The organism is Arthrobacter sp. CAN_A1, from assembly GCF_015751665.1.
GTDB lineage: Bacteria > Actinomycetota > Actinomycetes > Actinomycetales > Micrococcaceae > Arthrobacter_D.
Window position 1 is genome coordinate 311,049 of record NZ_JADOUR010000001.1, and the last position, 22,602, is coordinate 333,650.

Here is a 22,602-nt window from a genome sequence, read left to right on the forward strand (position 1 = left end):
GCATCAAACTCCACCTCCGGGACGGCGTGCACCCGGGGCTAGTCGCTGAACTGCTCCTGGTACTGGGCCACCAGCCGTTCCCAGTCGGCGGGGTTTTGCCCGAGCGGCCGCTCGTTCAGCAGGTCGTCGAGGCCGATCAGTGTGAAGTGCCAGCCCGCGGCCGAGTTTCCGGCCGCCTCCGGATCCTGCAGGGTGTTGGTCAGGGAGAGCAGGCAACCGGAATCGCCGTCGTCGTCAAGCTCCCAGCTCAGCACCTCACGGTCCCAGGTATAGGCGAGGAGCCGCGGCTTCTCAGCGTCGAGGACCTTGCCCTTCGTGGGCCGCTCCCCGGGGAACGTGAACGTCACCTCGGCACCCCTGCGCGGCAACAGGTCCATTTCGCAGGGGAACCAGTACTTGAGTTTGCGTGGGTCCGTCAGGTGCTTCCACAGCACTGCTGCGGGGAAGTCGTACCGCATCTCGAACCGGAGGGCCGGCTTCCCGTCGACTGTCGTCTTGGCGACCATGGGCTGGGCTTTTTCAGGATTCACCAAGCCATCGTATCCGCGGAACCCAAACACTGGTTCACTTGGTACATGAGAGCCATCTGGAAGGGCGCCGTTGCTTTTGGGCTGGTCAACGTGCCGGTCAAGGTCTACAGCGCCACCGAAGATCATGACATCAGCCTCCACCAGGTCCATGACAAGGACGGCGGTCGTATCCGCTACCAGCGTCGCTGCGAAATCTGCGGGGAGGTGGTCGAGTATAAGAACATCGATAAGGCGTACGACGACGGCGAGCGCACCGTGGTGCTCACGGAAGAGGACTTCGCGACGCTTCCGGTGGAGAAGAGCCGGGAGATCGGCGTCGTCGAATTTGTGCCCAGCGACCAGATTGATCCGATCATGCTTGACCGTTCCTACTTCCTGGAGCCGGATTCGACCTCCACCAAGGCCTACGTCCTGCTGCGGCGCACCCTTGAGGAGACTGACCGGACGGCGATCGTTCAATTCACGCTGCGGCAAAAGAGCCGGCTGGGAGCGCTCCGCGTCCGTGGTGACGTGCTGATGCTTCAGTCGCTGCTCTGGGACGACGAGGTGAGGGAAGCCAAGTTTCCGTCCCTCGATGAACGGGTGCGGATCTCAGCAAAGGAGAAGGAGATGTCAGCTGCGCTGGTCGACTCCTTCTCCACCGATTTTGATCCCGAGAACTTCACCGACGAGTACCAGGAACAGCTGCGTACCCTCATTGACGCGAAGCTGGAGAAGGGTGAGGCGCTCGACACCGAGGAGACGTTCGGGGAATCCGCTGACGACGACGGCGGCGGCAAGGTCCTTGACCTGATGGAGGCGTTGCGGCGAAGCGTCGAAAAGAATCGCGAGAAGAAGGGCGCCACCGGAACGAAGGCGCCCGAGTCGAAGACCGCTGCACCAGCCAAAGCAAAATCGAAAGGCGCCTAATGACCAACCCGTCCTCCCTGCCCAGCTTTTTTACCAATGCACGTGGTGAGCAGACCATTGCCCAGGCCCCCAACGCGCCGGTGCTGGGCTGGACCGTGTTCGGGATCGCCTCCCGGATGGCTCTGAAGGAAGACAACCAGCGGATCCTGCGGACCGCCAGCCTCGCCTGCCTGGGCCTCTGGGCGGTGCTGGAGCTCACCCGCGGGGAGAGCGGATTCCGCCGGACCATGGGCGGGCTGACTCTGGGCTGGATCGCACTGCGCTAGTCCGCGGCTGCTGGTGTTCCTCCGGGCACGAACCGGTACCCCATGCCCTTCTTGCCTTAAGTGAGGGCACTGAAGGCTTCGGCTTTGGCTGTGGGCCCCGCGACGATGATGAGGTCGTCGCTGTACACGGTGGTCTGGGCTGTGGTGTGACCCCACTCCCCACCGCTTCGCCTGACCGCGACGACCGTGACGCCGTGCCTGCCACGGATGCCGGTTGTTCCCAACTCCCGGTCCCAGATCTCGCGGGGAGGGCGGGTCTTGACGAGGGCAAAGTTGTCCTCAAACTCCACATAGTCGAGCATCGCCCCACGAACCAGGTGGGCAACCCGCCTGCCCATGTCGTGCTCCGGCCTGATGACATGTTCCACCCCCAACTGGGCGAGGATCTGGGCGTGGGCTTCGCTGACTGCCTTCGCCCAGATGGTGGTGTTCTTGAACTGCAGCAGCAGCGACGTCGTCAGAATGCTCGCTTCCAGGTCACTTCCGATCCCCACCACCACCCGGTCAAACTCGTTGACGGACAGCTGCCGGAGAACTTCAGGGTTCGTCGAGTCTGCGCGGACCACATGGGTCAGCCGACCATTGAAGGACTGGACGATGTCCTCGCGTGCGTCGATCCCCAGCACCTCGGTGCCAGCCTCAGCGAGTTCGAGTGCGAGTGCTCCCCCAAACCGGCCGAGCCCGATCACTGCTACTGAGTCAGCTTCTGCGATCCGGTCGAGGGACTTCGGGGAAAATAAGCTAGCCAATGAGGGGCCTTTCTTTCGGAAACTCGTAGAGAACAGGCCGCGACCGAAGGGCCAGGGCTGAGGCGAGGGTGATGGTTCCCAACCGTCCGACAAACATGACAGCCACCAGGACCAGCTGGCCGGCAGCAGGAAGCTGGGCGGTGATTCCGGTGGACAGCCCGACCGTTGCGAATGCGGAAACCACCTCGAAGAGCAGCCGGTCGAGACCAATGTCGGTGGTCAGCATAAGGATCATGGTGGCTCCAACCACCAGGGCCACCGAGAGCAGCACCACAGTGATCGCCTGCCGGTGCACCGAACGGGGGAGCCGTTTCCCGAACACGTTCACTGCAGCACCCCCGCGGATCTCCGTGTACAGGATGAAGAACAGCACCCCGAAGGTGGTGATTTTCAGTCCACCAGCGGTTCCTGCGGGTCCCCCGCCGATGAACATCAGAAGGTCCATGATCAACCAGGTCACGGGGTCGGCCTGGCTGAGGTCGACGCTGTTAAAGCCCGCTGTGCGGGTCTGTACCGATTGGAAGAAGCCGGCGAGTATCTTGTCGGGTGCGCTCAGCGGGCCAAGCGTCCCCGGGTTTGACCATTCGAGGCCGGTAATCAGCAGGGCACCGGTCAGCAGGAGGATGACCGTTCCGCTGAGCACCAGTTTGGTGTTCATGCTCCACCGGCGGGGCACACGAAACTCCTTCAGCAATTCGAAGACAGCGGGAAAGCCAAGTCCGCCGATGACGACGGCCAGCGCAATCGGACCGCAGATCCACGGGTCAGAAACGAACCCCATGAGGCTGTCGCTGAAAAGGGCGAAGCCAGCGTTGTTGAAGGATGATATCGAATGGAAGACACCCAGCCAGGCAGCTCCGAGCGGGCTGTGGCCGTAGCCCGCCCAGAATCGCACAGTGAGGAGGACAGCGGTTATCACTTCGACGACCAGTGTTACCTTCAGGACGCCCAGCAGGACCCGCCGGACATCCCCAAATCCGGCGTTCTTGGTTTCGGCCGCTACTGACATCCGGGACTTCAGCCCCAGCCGGCGGGCCAGCAGCACTCCCAGCAAGGAGGCAAACGCCATGATTCCGAATCCGCCGAGCTGGATCAGCACCAGGATGATTACCTGCCCAACGGGCGTCCAGTAGATAGCAGTGTCGACGACGGTCAATCCCGTCACGCAGACTGCCGAGGTTGCGGTGAAGAGTGCCTCGAGAACCGTGGCACCGCCTGGTCCGACCTTGGACACGGGCAGCATCAGGAGGGCGGTGCCCACGGCGATGGCGGCGGCGAACCCCATGACAATGAATTGCGCCGGGTGTTTCGGCGAGAGGGCTTCGGCCGTAGCGGCCGACCAGCGGGACGCACCACGCAGGATGGCCGCGGCCCCGCTCACCGTCACCTCGATGGCGGAGTTGATGGACTTCACCGCTGGAACTAACCCCCACAAATCACCGGCCCCGCAGAACCGCGGGCTGATCTGTCAATTGAACCGCCTTGATCTGGCGGCACCGGCGATCTTTATAGGTTCTTTACGGTCGGATGGTGAAGCTCACTCAGCGGGGTAGGGTGCGGCCCGCAGCGCCTTGGGCATGGCCTCACCCACCCAGTAGGTGCCACCCTGCGCCGGAACCGTGAACCCGACGTCGTTCAGGGCCTGCATCATGTCAGCTCAGCTCGCTGCTGGACGGTGCGGGAGAGAACATGAGGCTACCGACGAGGGCGAAGGCGGTGAGGCTGTCCGTCGGCGCGTCCAATCAATTGTCAGCGGGTGAGCTGTTCCGCCAGGGCGGCGAGGCTCTCAGTGGTGTAGGTGGGGGGCGGCGGCGCAGCGGTCAGCGGCATACGTGGAGGACGCGGGTGCGGGCTTCCAGAGCGGAGCGTCCTCAACGGACAGCAGCAGGTGGAATCGGTCCCGCACCCCGGCCCGCTGCGGCCAGACCGAAGCCGTCGCGGAGCACTCCAGCGAACCAACTGTCCGCCAGCTCCTCAGGCACTCCCACCTCGGCGAAGTGCTGTGCCAGGGGGGACAGATCGGAGCGGTTTCGTTGACGTCGAAGACGATGACGGGCTTGGCCATTTACTGTCGGTAGCCCTCTACCTGGTCAATGGGGCGGGCGCCAGCGTCGGCAGGATTACCGCCGGCGTCGTGTTTTGCGCGGCGCTGGCGCAGCAGATCCCAGCACTGGTCGAGGTCCTGGCCCACCCGGCGCAGCCGTTCGCGGCGTGACTCAGCTTCCTCCGCCGGGCCCTCCCGGAGCTGGTGTTCTTCGTCGACCAGCGTCTGGATGCGCTGCAGAAGGTCCTGGTTGTCCATGGTGGAAACTCCTCAACGGTGGTGCGTTCCAGGCTGGATAGCCTACCCGGAGTGTATGTGGGCTCAGGGTGTCAGGGTATGCAGTCCCAGACTGAAATGCCAGACCATCGTGTCCTGTCAGCAACTTCGGGGGTCAACGGATTTTGTGCAACCCGAGTATGGCCTAAACTAGCTACTGTTGCTCTGCGCTGAGGCGCAGCGACACCCGCCTGTGTAGCTCAGTCTGGTAGAGCATCCGCTTCACACGCGGAAGGCCCGGGGATCAAGGCCCCGCGCAGGCACCACGACCGGCCCACCGCAATCGCGGTGGGCCGGTTCTGTTTACCCCGAAAGAGCAGCAGGCTTGCTTTCACAGCTCGGTCATCGCAAGGATGGGGCTATGGCATACTCACCCAGCACAGCAATAGTCACTGGATCCGACTCGGGGATTGGCCGGGCAACCGCCCTCGCCCTCGCAGAGGCCGGGTGCGATGTAGGAATCACCTGGCATTCCGATGAGGACGGCGCCAACGAAACCGCGCGCCTGGTCCGCGGGTTCGGTCGCAAAGCTGTGGTGACCCAACTCGACACCACTGACGCACCAGCGTGCGGCGATGTGGTGGACCAGATGATCAGCGACCTCGGCGGACTCGATGTCTTCGTCAACAACGCTGGCGTCAATGGCGGTACCCCCTTCATGGACACCAGTTACGACGAATGGCGGGGTACCGTCGCAGCGAACCTGGACGGCGCCTTCGTCTGTATCCAGCGTGCCGCTGCCGCCATGATCTCAGCGGGGAACGGCGGCCGGATCATCGCCGTCACCAGCGTGCACCAGGAACAGCCGCGCGTCGGCTCCGCCGCCTATGATGCATCAAAACACGGCCTCGGCGGGCTGATCAAGACCATCGCGCTGGAATTGGGTGATCAGGGGATCACCGCCAATGCTGTCCTTCCCGGAGAAATTTCGACGCCGATGAACGACGCCGGCGACGAGGACCCCCACAATGTTGACCGGCCGGGCATCCCCCTGGGCCGTCCGGGTGCGGCCGAGGAAGTCGCGGCGGTGATTGCGTTTCTCGCGTCCCCCGCGTCCAGCTACGTCAACGGCGCGTCCTGGGTGGTCGACGGCGGCATGCTACAGATGGGACCCCAGGCCGGGTCGCATCTGACCACCGGGAAGTGGCGAACGGTTTAGGGAGACCCTGGGCGCCCGGGACCACCCCGGACGCTCAGGTGGCATTCACCTGCTGTTCAGGCGGGATCAGTACGTTTGGAGGCATCCGCCACCACACTGAAAGGATTTCCGGCCATGGACAATTCCACACTTTCGCCCGAACCTATCAAGGACTGGTCTACCCTCCGCCGGGGGCAGCAGGTCGCGTTTAACCATCACAGCGATGGGCCGGTGGCCGGCGTCGTCGAGATGCGCACTGACGACGCATCGGTCCTATGGATCCAGCTCAACGGCGGCGCAGGCCGGCGTCTGATTCACTGCGACGACGGATACCGGCTCAAGCCCGCAGATTAGCCTGCACCCGCTGCCAGCTACGGCGGCAACTCCCGCAGGTACCCAGCGAAACCGCCCGGGGTGCGGCCCATCGTCCTGGCCGAGGTGGTGGCCCTGATGGTGTCCACCGCCGACCAGGTGACGCCGAGCGCTTTCAGGCGGTTCACCAGATCGACATCCTCGTGGACATCCAAGGCAGCGAATCCGCCAGCCCGTTGGTAGCCATCCGCCCGGAAGCCAAGATTAGCCCCGTGGATGTAGTCGTGCCCGTGTTCAAGCGGATGCGCCGCGTGCCATGCCCGGTCCCGTTCAATGCCCAACCCCGACGGATCAGGCACCACGGTGCCCAACACGAGCTGAACTCCTTGTGCTGCCAGCCGGCACTGCTCAGCGAGCCAGTGCCGCGGCACCACGGTGTCGGCGTCAGTGTTGGCCACCCAGACCTGACCGGCGGGCCGCTCCACGCGAGCGAGCGCATCAGCGATCCCGGCGCGGCGGGCTGGTCCGACCGACGCAAAGTCGACCTCCAGTGACCGGGCAAACGGGTGCTCCCTCATCACACTCTCCGATGAGTCGGTGCAGCCATCCAGCACCACGGTGACCATCAGGTCGACGGTCGGGTAGGCGGCGGCCAGGGCCCGGCCGGCCAACTCCAGGGCTGCAAGACAATCCGGCAGGCTCTCCTCCTCGTTCCGGGCGGGAACGACGACGACGACGGCCGCCGGCAGCTGGTGAGCTGTCACAGTACGCCTGTGGCCCGGGCCACCGATACCGCTGGTGGATGCACCAGCAGGTCGATGCGGAAGTCCTCCTCGGACTGTTCAGCGAACAGGGCCAACGATGATGATCCGCGGAACAGTTCGTGCACGGTGTCCCCGTCCAGCTCCCAGCCGTCCACCGGGTGACGCCAGTGGCAGAGCAGCACCACGCCGTCGGGAGTCAGGGACGCCGCTGCCCGGGCGACGACGTCGAGCAGTTGCGTCCTGGTGAGGAAATACCCCACTTCGGAAATCACTATGAGGTCGAACGCGCCCGCGGGCCAGTCCCGCGGTACCGAGGCAACCCGTGCGGTGGCGGCGGGATAGCCTGCGAGCCGTTGCTGGGCAGCAGCGACCGCCGTCGGGCTGATGTCCAGTGCCAGCAGCGAATCGGAGCGCGCCGCGAGCTCGGCGGAGAGCACGCCGATCGAGCATCCCAACTCGAGAGTCGCAGCGAACCGCTCCCTGGGCAGCAGGGCCAACGCGACCGAACGTTTGCGGCGTTCGTAGAACCGGTCCTGGAGCCCCCACGGATCTTCCGCCCCGGCGTGCAACCGTTCGAAGATCCCCGAAGACGGTGTAGGGATGAAGGTTTCGAACCCGCGGGCGAAGTGTTCGAGGAATGCAGGAGCCAGCAGGGCTTCGTCGCCGGGTGCGTCGGAGAGCGGCGTTGTCTGGCTCGCGTGCAGGAGGAGCGCCGACTGCTTCATCGCCTGTTCATCGCCGGCCAGGTCAAGCACCTCAAGGTTCTCCCAGGGCACCTCGGGGGACTCCGGTGTCGCCCAATGCCACAGCCATATTGGATATTCCAGTAACGGCATATTCATGTCGACGGCCAGGCGGGCCGCCGCCGTGCCGGCGGCTTCGTGATCTCCGTGGCCGTCGCCGCGCCAGGGTGCCACCAGGAGGGTGCGCTCCCCCGGCCGTCCCCCCTCAGTGACGATCCGGCGCAACTCCTCTGCGAGGGCATCAGCGTCCAGCGAGCCGTCCGGGAGGTGAAGAAAGTGGGTTCGCGCTGACGGAGCGATGAGCTCGACAACCCCCTCCAGTTCCCCGCGGCGTACCTCGGCCAGCTGCGCCGGGGTGTGCGTGGGCGAGTCGGGGTGAGACGCCTCACCGTTGGTGGCGATCACCATGTCGGTGACCACGCCGGCGCGGGCCAGGCGGCGCACCAGCCCGGCTGCGCCCAGCGTCTCGTCGTCGGGGTGCGCTGCAACCACGACCACTCGCTCGGGCATTCTGCCATCGAAAAGTGCCTCAATACTCAGCCGCGCGTCGGACCGCCAGTCCTGGCTCCAGCTCTGCTCAGGCGTCCCCGCCTGATCATGGGTAAAGGTCACCACGGGGCAACCTCCAGCTGCTGAAGGTGACGGCCCAGTGATGCCGCATCGCGTTCGGCGTGGTGCTGACGCAGGTAAACCTGAAGGTCAGCCACGCGCCGCGCATGGTCTTCTTCCACCACAAGGGGAGCCGGTCCCAGCCCGTGACCCACTGTCGAAAGAATCGCCTCTGCGGCGACCGCGACGATTCCCCTGACCCTGGCAGCGATCAGCGCTCCAGCGGCGCCCGCGGCCCTGCCGGCGTCCACGTCGGTTGCCGCCTCAGCGAGCGCCGCACGGGCTCCGTGAAGGTGCCGGTCAACGTCACCGAGGTGCATCAGTGCCACCTGGTCCGGTGGTCGTTCCCCCACCGAGCGCAGCAGGCGCCGGGCGACGCCCACCGCTCCCCCATACCAGCACGCAGCCACCCCTAATCCGCCCCAGGCGAATCCGTCGCGTTCCAGATACCAGTTGTCGGCACCGACCGGTGCAACGGGTACCTGGTCGAAGTCGACTGGGCCGCTGTCAACAGCGGCGAGCCCGCGGCTCACCCAGGTGCCGGATGTTGCTGTCACTCCGTGCCGCTGCAGATTAACCGTGAAGGCACGCCGTTGGCCGTCCGGGACATGGGCTGTCACCACTGCATGGTCAAGGTTGGCGGCCAGTGAGCACCAGGCCTTTCGTCCGGTGAGCAGCCAGCCGCCGTCGGGACCGCGCTGCGCCTCGAGACGGGCCCCCGGTGCTTCGGCAGCAAACACGCCCCAGGAGCCGGGACTGACCGGGAGGTGGGCCTGCTGAACAATGGCCAGGGCGTCCAGGTGGGGTTCAACGGTTCTGGCCACCGACAGGTCAGCGGCGGCCAGGGTCGCCAGGGTCTCCCAAAGCTCCAGTGTCGAACCAACCCCGGGCAATGGAGTTTTCCCGCCAAGGTCGGCGGCCAGGGCAAGGGCCTGCGGGACCGATCCCGCAGCAACCACCGCCCGCTCGTACAGGGCATCCTGGGAGTCTGACCCAGGCCTCAAAAGTACTGCCCGCTTCGGCTTCGTCACATGGCCCTCTTCCTCTACCGGTCCAATCATCAGCATACTTACTCAATCCGGGGTTCGTCGTCCCCGGGAACCTGGTGACACGGGTGAATCCTTGACGGAAACAGAAAATCGGAGTGGGCTTAGGTCCCACACCCCGACGGCGGAAGGCCCCCGATGACATCCCTCTGGCAGGCGACCCGACCCCACTTGCCGACCGACCCCTTCGTGCCCGGTGCCAGCTTCGACTCGGTGGTGGTCGGTGCCGGGATCACCGGCATCTGCACCGCCCTGCTGCTCGCCCGGTCCGGTCAGCGGGTCGCCGTCCTTGAGGCGCGGCGCGCCGGGGATGTCACCACCGGGAACACCACAGGCAAAATTTCGCTCCTGCAAGGGACCCAGCTCTCTTCCATTATCCGGCACCACGACGCCGAGACCGCCCGCCACTATGTCACCGGGAACCATGAGGGGCAGTCCTGGCTGCTGCGTTTCTGTGATGACCACGGGATTCAGTACGACACCGCCGATGCCGTGGCCTACGCGGTCACAGACTCTGGGGCTGCGACCCTCGCAGCTGAGCATGAGGCTTGCCTGCAGGCCGGGCTGGCGACGGTTGTGGAGGAATCCTCCACCCTCCCGTTCGCTGTCACCGGCGCGCTTCGCCTGCCTGGGCAGGCACAGTTCCACCCGCTGCAGGGTCTCGCAGGGCTCGCCGCCGATCTGCGGGCGCACGGGGGGCAGCTCGCCGAAGGGGTCAGAGTTGAAGGAATCAGTACCGGCAGGCTCAAGGGCGACAAGATCCAGGTCAACACTGCCCGCGGGTCGGTGACCGCCGAAAACCTGATCCTCGCCACCGGCACGCCCATCCTCGACCGTGGGGGCCACTTTTCCGTGCTCACCCCTCAGCGGTCCTACGCGGTCGCCTTCGCTGCCGAGGACACGGAGTTGCAGGCGCTCGACCAGATGTTCCTCTCCATCGATGCGCCGACGCGGTCCCTGCGCACCGCCGTCGTCGCCGGACGCAGCTACCTGATAGTGGGGGGCAACGGGCATCGGGTGGGCCGCGAAAGCCACACGCAGGGCCTGGTTGACGATCTGGTGCGCTGGACCCGGGAACACTTTCCCGCGGCGAGGCCTGTCCACTTCTGGTCCGCGCAGGACTACGAGCCGGCTTCCGCCCTGCCCTACGTGGGGAAGCTGCCGCTGAGCCGCCACCGGATCTACACGGCAACCGGCTACAACAAGTGGGGGATGACCAACGCGGTGGCTGCAGCGCTGGCCCTGTCGGCGGAGATCCTCGGTGGACAGATGCCTTGGGCCAGCAAACTCTACGCCACCCGGATCGCACGGCAGGATGCCCTGAGTACCGTCAAATCGAACGCCGGCGCCGGGTTGGAGCTACTCAACGGCTGGCTGGGCGGGCTGGCCCGCACCAGGACGGTGAACCCACCGGAGGGTCAGGGGATAGTAGTTCGCAACGGTGCACGGCCAGAGGGTATTTGCGTGGTCGACGGCGTGACGCACCGGGTATCGGCGGTGTGCCCCCATCTGGGCGGCGTCCTCGGCTGGAACGACGCCGAACGGTCCTGGGATTGTCCCCTGCATGGGTCGCGCTTCACGGCGAACGGCACCCTCCTCGAGGGACCAGCTACCCGAGACCTCGCTCCGGGCTCCTGACGGCGCTGCCTGAGAATTCGTTCACCTACTGTTCACCTGTATCGTCGAGGGGGTGCTGTCCCTCCCTACGCGTCGCTTCTCACTGCTGGTCATTGCCGTCCTCGGCCTCTCCCTCACAGCCTGTGGATCCGACTATCCGCTCGGCCCCGAGCAGGAAGCCGCGGCAAAACGTGCCAGCTCGGACCTCAGGGGCACCATTACCGGCGCCGGGTCATCGGCTCAAGGTCCGGCGATGGACGGCTGGACCGCTGGCTTCGGGACCCTCCACTCGCAGGCGCAGCTGCAGTATTCCCCCGACGGTTCCGGCGCGGGACGGGGCGCGCTGCTAGCTGGAGCTGTACAGTTCGCCGGTTCCGATGCCTACCTCAACGACGAGGAGCTTGATGAATCCTCCGAGGCGTGCGGCCCGGGCGGGGCCTTCAACATTCCGGCGTATGTGTCCCCCATCAGTGTGACGTTCAACCTCCCCGGTATCACCGAACTCAATCTTGACGCTGAAACCATAGCGGGTATCTTTCTGGGGGACATCACCAGCTGGGATGATCCGGCAGTCGCCGACCAGAACCCCGGTGTCGCGCTGCCCGCCCTGAGGATCACCCCGGTGAGCCGGTCGGACGATTCCGGAACCACTGAGAACTTCACCGACTATCTTCATGAAGTGGTCCCCGAGCTGTGGACCACCGAGGCTGGCGGCACCTGGCCGAGCGAACTCGGCAACGAAAACGCCAAGGGTAACGCCGGCGTCGTGAGCACCGTTTCCGGCACCGAGGGCGCAGTGACCTATGCCGACGATTCAGCGGTCGGGCCACCCCTGGGACGGGCGAACCTGCTGGTGGGCGACGCATACGTTCCCGTGAGCACCGAAGCCGCGGCAGCCGCCGTCGACATTGCCACCCCGGTTGAAGGGCGCCCGGACTACGACATCGCGTTGACTCTTGACCGGACCACGACCGAACCCGGTGTCTACCCGCTCATCCTGGTCTCGTATCACGTGTTCTGTTCGTCCTACGCTGACGCGACGACGGTGGAACTCATCAAGGAGTTTGGCACCTACGTTGTCAGCCCGGAGGGCCAACAGGCGGCAGCCGAATCAGCGAAAAGCTCACCGATCTCCGCGCAGCTCTCCGACCGTGCCGCCGACGCCATAGCGACTATCACCCAACGAGACTGACAGCACTCTGTTAACTGGCCTCGGCCGGAGCCCCATTGCGTGGGGGCTCCGGCCGAGTCATGTGTGCAGAACTACCGGTTAGCTCGGCGCGACTGTTGCGCGCGGGCCACCCGATTCAGGATCATCCAGCGAGGGATCGCTAAGATCCGCCGCTCCGGCCGTGGCTGACCCGGAGGCGGTTCCTGACGGTGGCGCGTCAATATCGCCCCGCCAGGACCCGGTCTCCGTGCTGGTGCTCTCGATGAAATCCTTAAAGCGCTGGAGGTCGGATTTCACCTGTCGGTTGTCGGCGTTCACTGCCGAGCCAACCTTTTCGGTGAAGGTCTCCGGGTGCCAATCCAACTGGACAGCAACGCGCGAGGTGGTGTCGTCAATCCGGTGGAAGGTGACCACTCCGGCGTGGGACTTTCCGTCGACGCTCTTCCAGGCAATTCGTTCATCAGGGTGCTGCTCGGTGATCTCGGTGTCGAACTCCCGCTCCACTCCACCGATTTTGGTGACCCAGTGGCTCCGGGTATCTGATGCCTGGGTGATTGATTCCACCCCGCCCATGAACTGGGGGAACGTTTCGAACTGTGTCCACTGGTTATAGGCGGTGCTCACGGGCACTGCTACGTCAATGGATTCCTGAACTGTCGTCATACTGGTTCCTCCTGTAAGTTCCACGATAAAGAACTACTAAGCTCACTTATCGTATTACTTCCCGCTGGATTTCCACAACATTCGCGGTCTAGGGTGAAGACTGATCCACCCCATACTTTGGCTCTCTCCCGGGATCGGGGAAGGGCAGGTCCGACTCACAGGAGGATAGTTATGAAGGCGTCAAAAACACTGACTGACAACATGCAGGCCGTACTGGTTGAACTCATCGAGCTTCACCTGCAGGGCAAGCAGGCGCATTGGAACGTCGTCGGGAAGAACTTCCGCGACATGCATCTGCAGCTGGACGAAATCATCGACGACGCCCGCCTCTTCGCCGATCAGATCGCGGAGCGCATGCGTGCCCTGCACGCCGTCCCCGATGGTCGCAGCGCCTCAGTTGCGAAGGGCACCACCCTCACCGAGTTCCCTGCGGGGCTGGTCTCGACCAAGGACACGGTCACCATGGTCGTCGCAATGCTTGAGGGCACCGTGAAGACGATGCGAGACGTGCACGATCAGATCGATGAGGAAGATCCCACCACGGCCGACATCCTGCACGGCTTCATCGAGAAGCTCGAACAGTACGCGTGGATGGTCGACGCCGAGAACATGGAACCGACGGCGACGGTTACCAAGCCGGCCAAGGTCTAGTTTCTACGACCCGCCTTCCCTGGTTAGTGTCCGGGGAAGGCGGGTTTTTCCTTGGCCAGAAAGGCCCGGGTTCCTTCCCTCATGTCTGAGGTGGTGAACGCCTGCCTGAAGGATTCAGCTTCGAGAGCAAGCCCCTCGGTGGTGGAAAGGCCGTCGACGCGCCCAACAGTCCTCTTCACGGTGGCGACCGCCGTGGGAGACTGCCTGGCGATTGCCGCCAACGTCTTCTGTGCACCCGCGAGCAGTTCGTCGCGGCTACCGAAAATTGCGTTGACGAGGCCGAGCCGAAGGGCTTCGTCTCCGCTGATCCGCCGTCCGGTGTACAGGAGTTCGCGGGCGACGGCCGGTCCCACTCTCTGCTGCAGTCGCACCGACCCGCCGAAGCCGGGAACCAGGCCCAGGCTCACCTCCGGCTGACCAAACGAGGCTGAGCTTGTGGCATAGATAAAGTCACAGGCCATGGCTAGCTCGCAGCCTCCGCCCAGGGCGAACCCGTTGACGGCGGCGATCACCGGTACCGGAAGAGCCTCAAACGCCAGAGTGAGCGCGTGCATCCTGGTGCTGCACTCCCAGGCTTCATCGGCTGTCATTGCGGTCATCTCGCGAATATCTGCCCCGGCAACGAAGGCCTTCTCACCCCCGCCCGTGATGATCACGCCCCGGAACAGCCAGTCGCCGTCGTCGGCCGCTGTTGTGAGAACGTCTAGCACCTGACCCAGATCCTCAATCACCTGCGACGACAGGGCGTTGAGTGCCTCCGGCCGGTTGATAGTGATACTGACCAACGAGTCCTCATGGGAGACGAGGAGTGTTGAATATTCTGTGAAGTGCATATGCGGTGGGTTCTTCCTGTCGGCAGTGACTGTGGGGTCGAATCTACGGTTTAGGTGAGCAGCTCCGGCGGAAGGATGAGGAGCAGCCCTATTGCCGATCCGTTGAAGACCACGTGGGTGACGATTGCGGGACCCAGCCGCCCTGTCCACACAGTGAGGACGCCGCAGATCACGCCAACGGTGAAGGTGCCGACCAGGAGGTAGACCGAGGAACGGAGGTCGCCGACCGCACCTGTGTGCAGGAGACCGAAGGCGAGTGAACTGACGAGGATTGCCACCACCGTCGCAGTGGTCAGTGAGCGCTGGGGGGTAGCAGGCGAAACCTGGCCTTTGGCCGACCCGCGCAACCACCATGCATTCTGGACGGCGCGCAGGACAAGACCGCGGTTGAAGAGTTCCTCAAGGAACGGTGCGATCAGCGCTCCACCGAGGATTGCGTTCACGAAGATCCAGCCGCTGTCGCCAGCCAGGAAGACACCGGCGTTTCCCTGCAGGACTTCACCCTCACCCAGCGGCCAGACCAGGGTGATAGTCACCTGTACCAGGGCCAGGATGATCCGGGCGGCGATGCCGACCCCAACACCGATCGCCAGGTCGATCCATTTGAACCGCAGACCGAAGTCTCTGGCGAGCGATCCGAAACCCCACAGCCGCGACGACAGCAGGCTGCTCCCGAGCAGGGCGATCCAGGTGAAGCACAACGACACGAAGACGAGTTCCGGCCCGAACGGGAGGACCGAGGAGAGAGCCAGCGTAGCCCCCAACGGTAACGCCAGCACCAGGACCAGGCCGACTGCCGCCTGCCAAAGTCCCCACCCCGGTTTGAGGGGGCCAGTCGGACTGAGCTGCGCCGGGTTGGCGAATCGGGTGTGTGAAGGACCGTTCATGCCGTGTAGTGGATCCGCCGCCGGCACCCCGGGCTGGTCGGGGGTGGGTGTGATCCGCATAGTCAGCACACTACCCGCCCTCCTCTCCGTGCAGCCAGAGCGGGAGTCTCCGGCGGATGCCATTGACCAAACGTGCTCAGGGGTTTTAGGTAAAGGAATCAGTCAGAGCGTCGGAACGGGTGGAGTCAATGAACGAATTTGGTTTGCCGCCCGGGTTCGTCTTCGGAACCGCCACCGCTGCCGCCCAGATTGAGGGCGGAATCCATCAGGGCGGCCGCGGCGAAAGTATCTGGGATGCCTACGCCAGGACCCACAGGAACATCCTCGATGCGTCAAGCGCTGCAATCGCCTGCGATCACTATCACCGGTACCTCGAGGACTTCGATCTGCTTCAGCAGTTGGGCGGGCAGGTGTACCGGATGTCGATCGCCTGGCCGCGGATCCAGCCAACGGGTCGCGGACCCGCCAACCCGGACGGCGTCGCCTTCTACCATCGGCTGCTCGATGCCCTGCTGGAGCGCGGGATTCAGCCCTGGGTCACGATTTACCATTGGGATCTGCCGCTTTCACTGCAGGACGCTGGAGGGTGGCAGAACCGGGACACGATAGCCGCGTTCACCGACTACACGCGGATTCTCCGCGACGAGTTTGGCACCAAGGTAGCTGCCTGGATGACCCTTAACGAGCCAGTGGTGCATACCGGCGTCGGGCATGCGATCGGACATGCGGCTCCCGGCCTGATGCTGCTGGGCAGTGCTTTCGTCGTCGCTCATCATCTGCTGTTGGCGCATGGGCACGCGGTCCGGGTCCTGCGGGAGACCCTCTCCACACCGGTGGGCATCGTCAATAACCACTCCCCGGTGGAACCCGCCACTGACTCCGATAGGGACTCACGTCTCGCGGTGCTTTACGACCACTATCACAACGGCCAGTTCGCCGGTCCGGTCCTGGCCGGCAGGTATCCGCCGGAGCTGGAGGAGGTGGACGGATTTTCCTTCGAGGTGATCCACCGTGGCGATATGGAGATCATCTCAGCACCACTGGACTTCTACGGGGTCAACTACTATTTCCCCACCAAGGTTGGTGCGGCTCCCCCGTTTTACCCGGTGCCCTTTGCGCCGAAGCCCTACGACGGCGTCCCGGTCACCGACTTCGGCTGGCCCGTCCTACCCGCCGGCCTCCCCACGATCCTCAAGCAGCTCAAGGCTTCCTATCCCCACCTTCCCCCGGTCTACATCACCGAGAACGGCTGCGCGTACGACGACGAACCGCAGGGCAGGTCGGCGGGCCCGCACGGCAGCCTGCAGGATCCGCGGCGGATCGAGTTCCTCGAGGGGCACCTGGCGGCCATCGGTGAGGCAGTGGCCGCCGGCGTTGACGTACGCGGCTATTTCCACTGGACCCTGATGGACAACTGGGAGTGGCAGGAGGGGTACACAAAGAAGTTTGGTCTGGTCCGATTGGAACCCGCGACGCTGGAGCGGGTGCCCCGAGCATCCTTCCACCGGTATGCGGAGATCATCCGCTCGGTCAGTGGCGCTTCCAGCCGGGCAACCCCCTCCGCCGAACCGTGAGCTCTGGCGACTCAAACCCCGGCAGCCCGCCAGAGCCCACGGTTCGGCGGAGGTGTGGGGGTTGGGGAGGGAGGGGCTAGCGGCGCCCTCGCCCGCCGGCACCGGGTTTCCGGCCGCGCGGAGTCTGCTTCTTACCCCCTGGTGATGATCGCTGAGACCCGCCAGCCTTCTGTCCCGACTTCGACGACCCCGCCGGTTGCTTCTTGCCAGCTGCCTTCAACGCCTTCTTTTCCTTCTTTGCCGGTTCCTTGGCCGAAGGCTGCCGTGAGCTGTGTTCGGTACGTCCGCGGACAATGCCGATAAACTCCTCGATGTCCTCGGAGATATTGTCGGCCAACCAGGTGACGGCGATGGTGGTGGCAGGCACATCCAACACCGGACGGTAGACAGCGTCCCTGCGGGCATAGAGGCGGGCAATCGACATGGGCACAATCACCACTCCTGCGCCGGTCGCCGCCAGTTCGATAGCAGCCTTCTCCCCACCATTCGTCACGGTGTCCAGCAGGTTCTCGGCGGCCAGTTCAGCAAATGGCACCTCGTCAAACAGCGACAGTTCGTGGTCCTTGCCCGCAACCACTACCGGCTGTTCCTCATACAGCGGAATGACGCTGAGTCCCTCACGTTCCACGGGGAGGCGGACAAAACTGAGGTCAACGGTGCCGGCCCGGAGGGCCAACTCCTGGCTGGCGGCATCGTATTCGACGGTTGCCAGCGGTTTGGCCGGATGCCTCTCACGCCACCTGCTCACCCATTTGCCGGGGGTCACACCCGGGACAAAACCTACGGTGAGGATGCTGGGCTGGGGCTCGGACACCTGATCACACTAACCCACCAGCGCATCCGGCGGCCCGGCGCCCGGGTCGATCAAGGAGGAAGGTCAGTAGCTGGCGGGAGAATCGCCGTCGGGCACGGGAACGAACTGAGCTGCCAGGGCCTCCGAGCCACGCGCCAACAGCGCGACGTCGGCGCCCACCAGGATGAAACTGGCGCCGCTGTCCAGATAGTGACGTGCGGTAGCGGGGTTGAAGGCGTTGACTCCGGCCGGTTTCCCCATCTTCTGCGCCGCTGACAGACAGTGCTCGACGGCGGCGCGCACCCGGGGGTGGTCCTGCTGCCCCAGTACCCCCATGGACGCAGCGAGGTCGGCTGGCCCCACGAAAATCGCATCAACACCGTCGACGGCGAGGATCGCCTCAACGGCAGCAACTGCGGCAACCGACTCGATCTGCACCGTCAGGCTAAGGGTTTCGCCTGCGCGGGCCAGATAATCGGGAACCCGGTTCCAGCGGGCGGCCCGTGCCAGCGCCGAGCCGACGCCGCGGACCCCTTCCGGCGGGTACCGGGTGGCGGCCACGGCCGCTTCAGCGTCGGCAACTGTGTGAACCATCGGGATCAGCAGGTTCTGCACTCCCAGGTCGAGGTACTGCTTGATCAGTACGGTGTCGTTCGCGGGGGGACGGACCATCGCGTGGACCGGGTAGCCGTGCACGGCCTGGAGTTGGGCAAGGATGGATTCGAGCCCGTTCGGGCTGTGCTCGGCGTCGATGAGGAGCCAGTCCAGGCCAGCCCCGGCGCAGAGCTCGGCAATCAGCGGACTCCCCGAACACACCCACATTCCCGCCAACGGGCGATCCGCCCCGGCGAGCGCGGCACGAAAGGTGGTCTCTAGCGGAAGTGGCATGTCACTGCTCCCAGTGGTCCGTAGTCGGCGTGGATGGTGTCGCCCTTTTGAACCCACAGTGGTCGCGTGAAGGAGCCGGCAAGGATAATGTCTCCAGCTTTCAGGCTGTCGCCGTGGGCAGCAATCTTGTTGGCCAGCCAGTGGACGCCTGCGGCCGGGTGGTCAAGCACCCCTGCCGCCACACCGGTCTCCTCGACGGTCTGGTTCTTGTAGAGAATGGCTGCGACCCAGCGGAGGTCGACGGCGTCGGGCCGCACCGGACGGCCGCCCACCACCATGGCCCCCATCGCCGCGTTGTCCGAGATGGTGTCAACGATGGTCCTGCCCTCCATCTCGATCCGGGAATCGAGGATCTCCAGGGCGGGAACCACGTAGTCGGTGGCGTTGAGGACGTCGAAGATGGTGCACCCGGGACCGGACAGGTCAGTTTTCAGCACAAACGCCAACTCCACCTCGACCCGCGGGTGGGTGTACCGGTCCCAGTCCACCGAGCAGCCGGTATCCAGCACCATGTCGTCGAAAATGGCCCCGTAGTCAGGTTCGGTGATGCCGGTGGCCGCCTGCATGGCCCTGGAGGTGAGGCCAATCTTGCGTCCCACCAGCGTCCGGCCGGCGTCCTCATTGCGCCGACGCCAAAGCCGCTGCACGGCGTAGGCGTCGTCGACCGTCATGTCGGGGTACCTGAGGGTCAGGCGGGGAACCGGGGTGCGGTTGCGGCCGGCCTCGACCAGTTCATCGGCGATGGCTTCAATAAATGTGGCGTCAAGCATGGCTACAGCTGCGCTCCCAGCTTGAATCCCTGGGCATCGCTGTCGCCGTCCTTGCGGGTGTAGGAGAAGCCGTCTGCGCCCACCGTCACCGCCATCTCGCTTTTTTCCTCGCGGACGACGACGGGCTGTGGATTACCGTCGAGGTCGAGGACCAGCGACGCTTCGCTGTACCAGGACGGGACGACGGCGTTGCCCCACCAGTCGCGGCGCTGATTGTCGTGAACGTCCCAGGTCACTGTGGGATTGTCCGGGTCACCCGTGTAGTAATCCTGGGTGTAGATCTCGATCCGGTGCCCGTCGGGGTCAAGAATGTACAGGTAGAAAGCGTTGGAGACGCCATGCCGCCCGGGGCCGCGTTCGATCCGGTCGGAGATGCGTAGGGCGCCCATTTTGTCGCAGATCTGGATGATGTTGTGCTTCTCGTGGGTGGCGAACGCGACGTGGTGCATCCGCGGACCGTTTCCTCCGGTCAGGGCGGTGTCGTGCACCGTCTGTTTGCGGTGCATCCAGACCGCGTAGCTGACGCCGTCCGCATCCTGAATGTCTTCCGAGACCCGGAAGCCGAGATCTTCAAGGTATTTGCGTCCGCGCGGCACGTCGGGGGTGACCTGATTGAAATGGTCCAGGCGCACCAGTTCGCCAGCTGAGTAGAGATCGTAGCGCTGGGTGAGACGCTCCACGTGCTCAACGTCGTAGAAGAACTCGTAGGGAAAGCCCAGTGGGTCCTCGACCCGGACGGAATCGCCGACACCCTTCGTGAAGCCCTCCTTCCGGCGTTCCACCCGGCAGCCCAGCTCTGTGTAGTACGCCTCGGCGGCGTCCACATCGGCCGGGGACTTCACCCGGTAGGCAAAGGCGGCGACGGCAGCCACCGGACCCTGCCGCAGCACCAGGTTGTGGTGGATGAACTCCTCCAGCGACCGCAGATAGATGGTGCTCTCGTCCTCTTCGGTGACGTGCAGCCCGAGGACATCGACGTAGAATTCCCGCGACCTGACGAGGTCAGTGACGACTATTTCCATATAGGCGCAGCGAACAATGTCCGGCGCCGGGACGGTGGGAGTGGGGACAAAGGTGGTCATGACGGTCTCTCTTCGTTGAGCGGGACAGCGGTGAAAGGGACTAGTACCTGCGCGCGGCGGTGGTGTTTCATGAAGTGGTGTTCCCAAACTTTGGGGTGTGGACGGCGCCGAGGCTGATGTGGACTGCCTGCTGGTCGGTATAGAAGTCGATTGACCGGTAACCGCCCTCGTGGCCCAGGCCCGACGCCTTCACCCCACCGAACGGGGTGCGAAGGTCGCGCACGTTGTGGCTGTTCAGCCACACCATGCCGGCCTCCATGTTCTGGGAGAAGGTGTGGGCCCGGGTCAGATTCTGCGTCCAGATGTAGGCGGCGAGCCCGTACTTGGTGTTGTTGGCGAGCGCCAGCGCTTCGTCGTCGTTCTCAAAAGGGGTAATGGCGACGACGGGTCCGAAGATCTCCTCCTGGAAGATTCGGGCATCCGGGGCAACATCGGCGAACACCGTTGGCGCAATGTAGTTGCCCTCGGGCAGGTGTGCCGGACGACCACCGCCGGCCAGCAGCCGACCCTCGGACTTCCCGATCTCCACGTAGGAGGCAACCTTTTCGTAGTGCTCGGGGTGAACCAGGGCGCCCACCTCGGTCTTTGGATCGTGGGGGTCGCCGACGACGATGGCCTGCGCGCGAGCGGCGTACTTTTCGCAGAACTCATCGTAGATGCCCCGCTCCACCAGGATGCGTGACCCGGCAGTGCAACGTTCACCGTTGAGCGAGAAGACACCGAAGAGCGCCGAATCAATGGCCGCGTCGAGGTCCGCGTCGGCGAAGATGACACAGGGGGACTTCCCGCCGAGTTCCATGGACAGGCCCTTGAGGTGTGCAGCGGCGTTCCGGAAAATGGTCTGGCCAGTGGTGGTCTCGCCGGTGAAGGAGATCAGCGGAACATCGGCGTGTTTGACCAACGCGTCCCCCGCCTCCTCGCCAAGCCCGTTGACCAGGTTGAACACACCGTCGGGCAGCCCGGCTTCCTTGAAGATCCTGGCCCAGAGGGAGGCGGACAGCGGAGTGAACTCGGCGGGTTTGAGGACCACAGTGTTGCCGGTGGCCAGTGCCGGGGCCAGTTTCCAGGATTCCAGCATGAATGGAGTGTTCCAGGGGGTGATCAAACCCGCCACGCCGATGGGCTTGCGGTTGACGTAGTTGATCTGGGAGCCCGGAACCTTCATGGCGTCGTCGAACTGGGCCACAATGAGGTCGGCGAAGAAGCGGAAGTTCTCGGCAGCGCGCAGCGCCTGGCCCCTGGCCTGGGTGATGGGCAGTCCGGTGTCGAAACTCTCAAGGTCGGCGAGGCGCGATTCCTGCGCCTCGACGGCGTCGGCAATCCGGTTGAGGACCCGCGCGCGTTCGCGAGGTTTCATCCGCGGCCAGGGGCCGTTTCTGAACGCTTCGCGTGCGGCGGCGACGGCGCGATCAATGTCTTCCTTCTGCCCGGCCGCTGCGGTGGCGTAGGTGGTGTTGGATACGGGATCCAGCACCTCAAACGTTGCCCTGCCCACTGAGTCAACGAACTCTCCGTTGATGTAGTGCTGGAGGTGAGTGGGCAGGTTCTCCGGTACGTAGTGGCTGGTTTCAGGGGCAGTGGACGTCATTGGTTCTCTTCCTGAGTGCTGTAGGGGACTGGTTCCGGGGGTGCTGATACCTGGGCCAGATAGGCGTCGAGGGTTGCTGCCCGGTGCTGTCGGGCCGCACGCTCAATCGTGTCAGCGCCGGCGTCCGATTCGATGAGCCGAAGGAGTGCATCGTGTTCCTGGACCGATTCCCTGGCACGTGCCGGGACAAACCGGAACGTTGACGACCGTAGCGTGGCCAGCCTGTTCCAGCCCCGGTGCACCAGGTCAAGAATGTGGGGGTTGGGGCAGTGCTCGAAAAGTATGCTGTGGAAGTCCTGGTTGAGTGCAGTAAACCGGACCGGATCGAAATGCTCAAGGCACTCCCGCATCTCGCCGTTCACCGCGCGGGCCCGGGCGATGGCTACCGAGTCGATCAGCGGCGCTGACAGCGCGGTAGCGGCGCCTTCGATGATGCTGAGGGTCTGCATGGTGTACAGGTACTCTGTCGGGTCGATCCCGGAGACGGTGGCGCCGACATTGCGCTCAAACGTCACCAGCCCTTCAGCCTCCAACCGCCGGATCGCCTCCCGGACCGGAACCACACTGACCCCTAAGTCCCCAGCGATCTTCGCCAGCACCAGGCGGTAGCCGGGTGTGAAGGAGCCTTCAACGATGCGCGTCTTGATCGCTGTGTAGGCCCGCTCGGATTTGCTCTCCGGACTGACCTCGCCGTGCATG

At 64.5% G+C, this 22,602-nt stretch carries 25 protein-coding genes and 1 tRNA gene; 9 read left to right on the forward strand and 17 right to left on the reverse strand.

Annotated features, from left to right (window positions below; genetic code table 11):
• Positions 1-38 precede the first annotated feature (38 nt).
• Entirely contained in the window at positions 39-530 is a 492-nt protein-coding gene (locus IWX62_RS01545) for an SRPBCC domain-containing protein (protein WP_196839597.1), read from the reverse strand.
• Between the two features lie 45 nt (positions 531-575).
• On the opposite strand from IWX62_RS01545, the gene ku reads away from it, so the two are divergent.
• Together ku and IWX62_RS01555 are read left to right on the forward strand one after the other, a co-directional pair.
• Positions 576-1,439, forward strand: coding sequence for a non-homologous end joining protein Ku (gene ku, locus IWX62_RS01550; RefSeq protein ID WP_196839598.1), 864 nt, complete (start codon positions 576-578; stop codon positions 1,437-1,439).
• Entirely contained in the window at positions 1,439-1,705 is a 267-nt protein-coding gene (locus IWX62_RS01555) for a hypothetical protein (RefSeq protein WP_196839599.1), read from the forward strand. Before ku ends, IWX62_RS01555 begins: the two co-directional genes overlap by 1 nt.
• A 56-nt stretch (positions 1,706-1,761) precedes the next feature.
• Here IWX62_RS01555 and IWX62_RS01560 read toward each other — a convergent pair whose 3' ends face one another.
• From IWX62_RS01560 to IWX62_RS01580, 4 genes are all read right to left on the reverse strand, one after another.
• On the reverse strand, positions 1,762-2,454 hold the full coding sequence (locus tag IWX62_RS01560; protein ID WP_196839600.1) for a potassium channel family protein: 693 nt from the start codon (positions 2,452-2,454) through the stop codon (positions 1,762-1,764).
• Positions 2,447-3,814: a potassium transporter TrkG gene (locus IWX62_RS01565; protein ID WP_196839839.1), complete on the reverse strand. Its 1,368-nt coding sequence runs from the start codon at positions 3,812-3,814 to the stop codon at positions 2,447-2,449. Before IWX62_RS01565 ends, IWX62_RS01560 begins: the two co-directional genes overlap by 8 nt.
• A 426-nt stretch (positions 3,815-4,240) precedes the next feature.
• Positions 4,241-4,519, reverse strand: a complete 279-nt coding sequence (locus IWX62_RS01575; protein ID WP_196839601.1) for a hypothetical protein — start codon at positions 4,517-4,519, stop codon at positions 4,241-4,243.
• Positions 4,520-4,756: a DUF2630 family protein gene (locus IWX62_RS01580; protein WP_196839602.1), complete on the reverse strand. Its 237-nt coding sequence runs from the start codon at positions 4,754-4,756 to the stop codon at positions 4,520-4,522.
• Positions 4,757-4,963: 207 nt separating this feature from the next.
• On the opposite strand from IWX62_RS01580, the gene IWX62_RS01585 reads away from it, so the two are divergent.
• The 3 genes from IWX62_RS01585 to IWX62_RS01595 all read left to right on the forward strand — a co-directional run bounded on the left by IWX62_RS01585 (position 4,964) and on the right by IWX62_RS01595 (position 6,266).
• Positions 4,964-5,040 (forward strand) — tRNA-Val (locus tag IWX62_RS01585).
• A gap of 95 nt (positions 5,041-5,135) precedes the next feature.
• Positions 5,136-5,933: an SDR family oxidoreductase gene (locus tag IWX62_RS01590; RefSeq protein ID WP_196839603.1), complete on the forward strand. Its 798-nt coding sequence runs from the start codon at positions 5,136-5,138 to the stop codon at positions 5,931-5,933.
• Between the two features lie 114 nt (positions 5,934-6,047).
• Positions 6,048-6,266 carry a hypothetical protein gene (locus IWX62_RS01595; RefSeq protein WP_196839604.1) on the forward strand — a complete coding sequence of 73 codons (219 nt, stop codon included), beginning with the start codon at positions 6,048-6,050 and terminating at the stop codon, positions 6,264-6,266.
• Positions 6,267-6,283: 17 nt separating this feature from the next.
• On the opposite strand, the gene IWX62_RS01600 is transcribed toward IWX62_RS01595, so the two are convergent.
• The 3 genes from IWX62_RS01600 to IWX62_RS01610 are packed head-to-tail and all read right to left on the reverse strand — an operon-like array spanning position 6,284 to position 9,401.
• Positions 6,284-6,988 carry a glycosyltransferase gene (locus IWX62_RS01600; protein ID WP_196839605.1) on the reverse strand — a complete coding sequence of 235 codons (705 nt, stop codon included), beginning with the start codon at positions 6,986-6,988 and terminating at the stop codon, positions 6,284-6,286.
• Entirely contained in the window at positions 6,985-8,346 is a 1,362-nt protein-coding gene (locus tag IWX62_RS01605) for a PIG-L family deacetylase (RefSeq protein WP_196839606.1), read from the reverse strand. Before IWX62_RS01605 ends, IWX62_RS01600 begins: the two co-directional genes overlap by 4 nt.
• Positions 8,340-9,401: an acyl-CoA dehydrogenase gene (locus IWX62_RS01610; RefSeq protein WP_333483136.1), complete on the reverse strand. Its 1,062-nt coding sequence runs from the start codon at positions 9,399-9,401 to the stop codon at positions 8,340-8,342. The genes IWX62_RS01605 and IWX62_RS01610 overlap by 7 nt, the downstream gene beginning before the upstream one ends.
• A 123-nt stretch (positions 9,402-9,524) precedes the next feature.
• Here IWX62_RS01610 and IWX62_RS01615 point away from each other — a divergent pair, with 123 nt between their 5' ends.
• Together IWX62_RS01615 and pstS are read left to right on the forward strand one after the other, a co-directional pair.
• Complete coding sequence (locus IWX62_RS01615) at positions 9,525-11,024, forward strand: FAD-dependent oxidoreductase (RefSeq protein ID WP_196839608.1); 1,500 nt, start codon at positions 9,525-9,527, stop codon at positions 11,022-11,024.
• A 52-nt stretch (positions 11,025-11,076) separates the two neighbouring features.
• On the forward strand, positions 11,077-12,195 hold the full coding sequence (pstS, locus tag IWX62_RS01620; RefSeq protein WP_196839609.1) for a phosphate ABC transporter substrate-binding protein PstS: 1,119 nt from the start codon (positions 11,077-11,079) through the stop codon (positions 12,193-12,195).
• Positions 12,196-12,273: 78 nt separating this feature from the next.
• Here the strand turns inward: pstS and IWX62_RS01625 are convergent, their stop codons facing one another.
• Entirely contained in the window at positions 12,274-12,837 is a 564-nt protein-coding gene (locus IWX62_RS01625; RefSeq protein WP_196839610.1) for an SRPBCC family protein, read from the reverse strand.
• Positions 12,838-13,008: 171 nt separating this feature from the next.
• Here IWX62_RS01625 and IWX62_RS01630 point away from each other — a divergent pair, with 171 nt between their 5' ends.
• A complete protein-coding gene (locus IWX62_RS01630) occupies positions 13,009-13,488 on the forward strand; it encodes a Dps family protein (RefSeq protein WP_196839611.1) in 480 nt (159 codons plus the stop codon).
• Between the two features lie 23 nt (positions 13,489-13,511).
• Here the strand turns inward: IWX62_RS01630 and IWX62_RS01635 are convergent, their stop codons facing one another.
• Both IWX62_RS01635 and IWX62_RS01640 read right to left on the reverse strand, forming a co-directional pair.
• Positions 13,512-14,321 (reverse strand): enoyl-CoA hydratase/isomerase family protein, encoded by an 810-nt coding sequence (locus IWX62_RS01635; RefSeq protein ID WP_196839612.1) that lies wholly within the window; start codon positions 14,319-14,321, stop codon positions 13,512-13,514.
• Between the two features lie 50 nt (positions 14,322-14,371).
• Positions 14,372-15,268: a CPBP family intramembrane glutamic endopeptidase gene (locus IWX62_RS01640; RefSeq protein ID WP_196839613.1), complete on the reverse strand. Its 897-nt coding sequence runs from the start codon at positions 15,266-15,268 to the stop codon at positions 14,372-14,374.
• 128 nt (positions 15,269-15,396) lie between these two features.
• On the opposite strand from IWX62_RS01640, the gene IWX62_RS01645 reads away from it, so the two are divergent.
• Positions 15,397-16,782, forward strand: a complete 1,386-nt coding sequence (locus IWX62_RS01645; RefSeq protein ID WP_196839614.1) for a GH1 family beta-glucosidase — start codon at positions 15,397-15,399, stop codon at positions 16,780-16,782.
• A gap of 76 nt (positions 16,783-16,858) precedes the next feature.
• On the opposite strand, the gene IWX62_RS01650 is transcribed toward IWX62_RS01645, so the two are convergent.
• The 6 genes from IWX62_RS01650 to IWX62_RS01675 all read right to left on the reverse strand — a co-directional run bounded on the left by IWX62_RS01650 (position 16,859) and on the right by IWX62_RS01675 (position 22,601).
• The gene (locus IWX62_RS01650; protein ID WP_196839615.1) at positions 16,859-17,596 is read right to left on the reverse strand and encodes a LysR family substrate-binding domain-containing protein; all 738 of its coding nucleotides are present in this window, start codon (positions 17,594-17,596) and stop codon (positions 16,859-16,861) included.
• Between the two features lie 63 nt (positions 17,597-17,659).
• Positions 17,660-18,463, reverse strand: a complete 804-nt coding sequence (locus tag IWX62_RS01655; RefSeq protein ID WP_196839616.1) for an aldolase/citrate lyase family protein — start codon at positions 18,461-18,463, stop codon at positions 17,660-17,662.
• Positions 18,448-19,233, reverse strand: a complete 786-nt coding sequence (hpaH, locus tag IWX62_RS01660) for a 2-oxo-hept-4-ene-1,7-dioate hydratase (RefSeq protein ID WP_196839617.1) — start codon at positions 19,231-19,233, stop codon at positions 18,448-18,450. Before hpaH ends, IWX62_RS01655 begins: the two co-directional genes overlap by 16 nt.
• A gap of 2 nt (positions 19,234-19,235) precedes the next feature.
• Complete coding sequence (gene hpaD, locus IWX62_RS01665; protein ID WP_196839618.1) at positions 19,236-20,315, reverse strand: 3,4-dihydroxyphenylacetate 2,3-dioxygenase; 1,080 nt, start codon at positions 20,313-20,315, stop codon at positions 19,236-19,238.
• Positions 20,316-20,382: 67 nt separating this feature from the next.
• A complete protein-coding gene (gene hpaE, locus IWX62_RS01670; protein WP_196839619.1) occupies positions 20,383-21,903 on the reverse strand; it encodes a 5-carboxymethyl-2-hydroxymuconate semialdehyde dehydrogenase in 1,521 nt (506 codons plus the stop codon).
• Positions 21,900-22,601 carry a GntR family transcriptional regulator gene (locus IWX62_RS01675; protein ID WP_196839840.1) on the reverse strand — a complete coding sequence of 234 codons (702 nt, stop codon included), beginning with the start codon at positions 22,599-22,601 and terminating at the stop codon, positions 21,900-21,902. Before IWX62_RS01675 ends, hpaE begins: the two co-directional genes overlap by 4 nt.
• Between the last annotated feature and the right edge of the window lies 1 nt (position 22,602).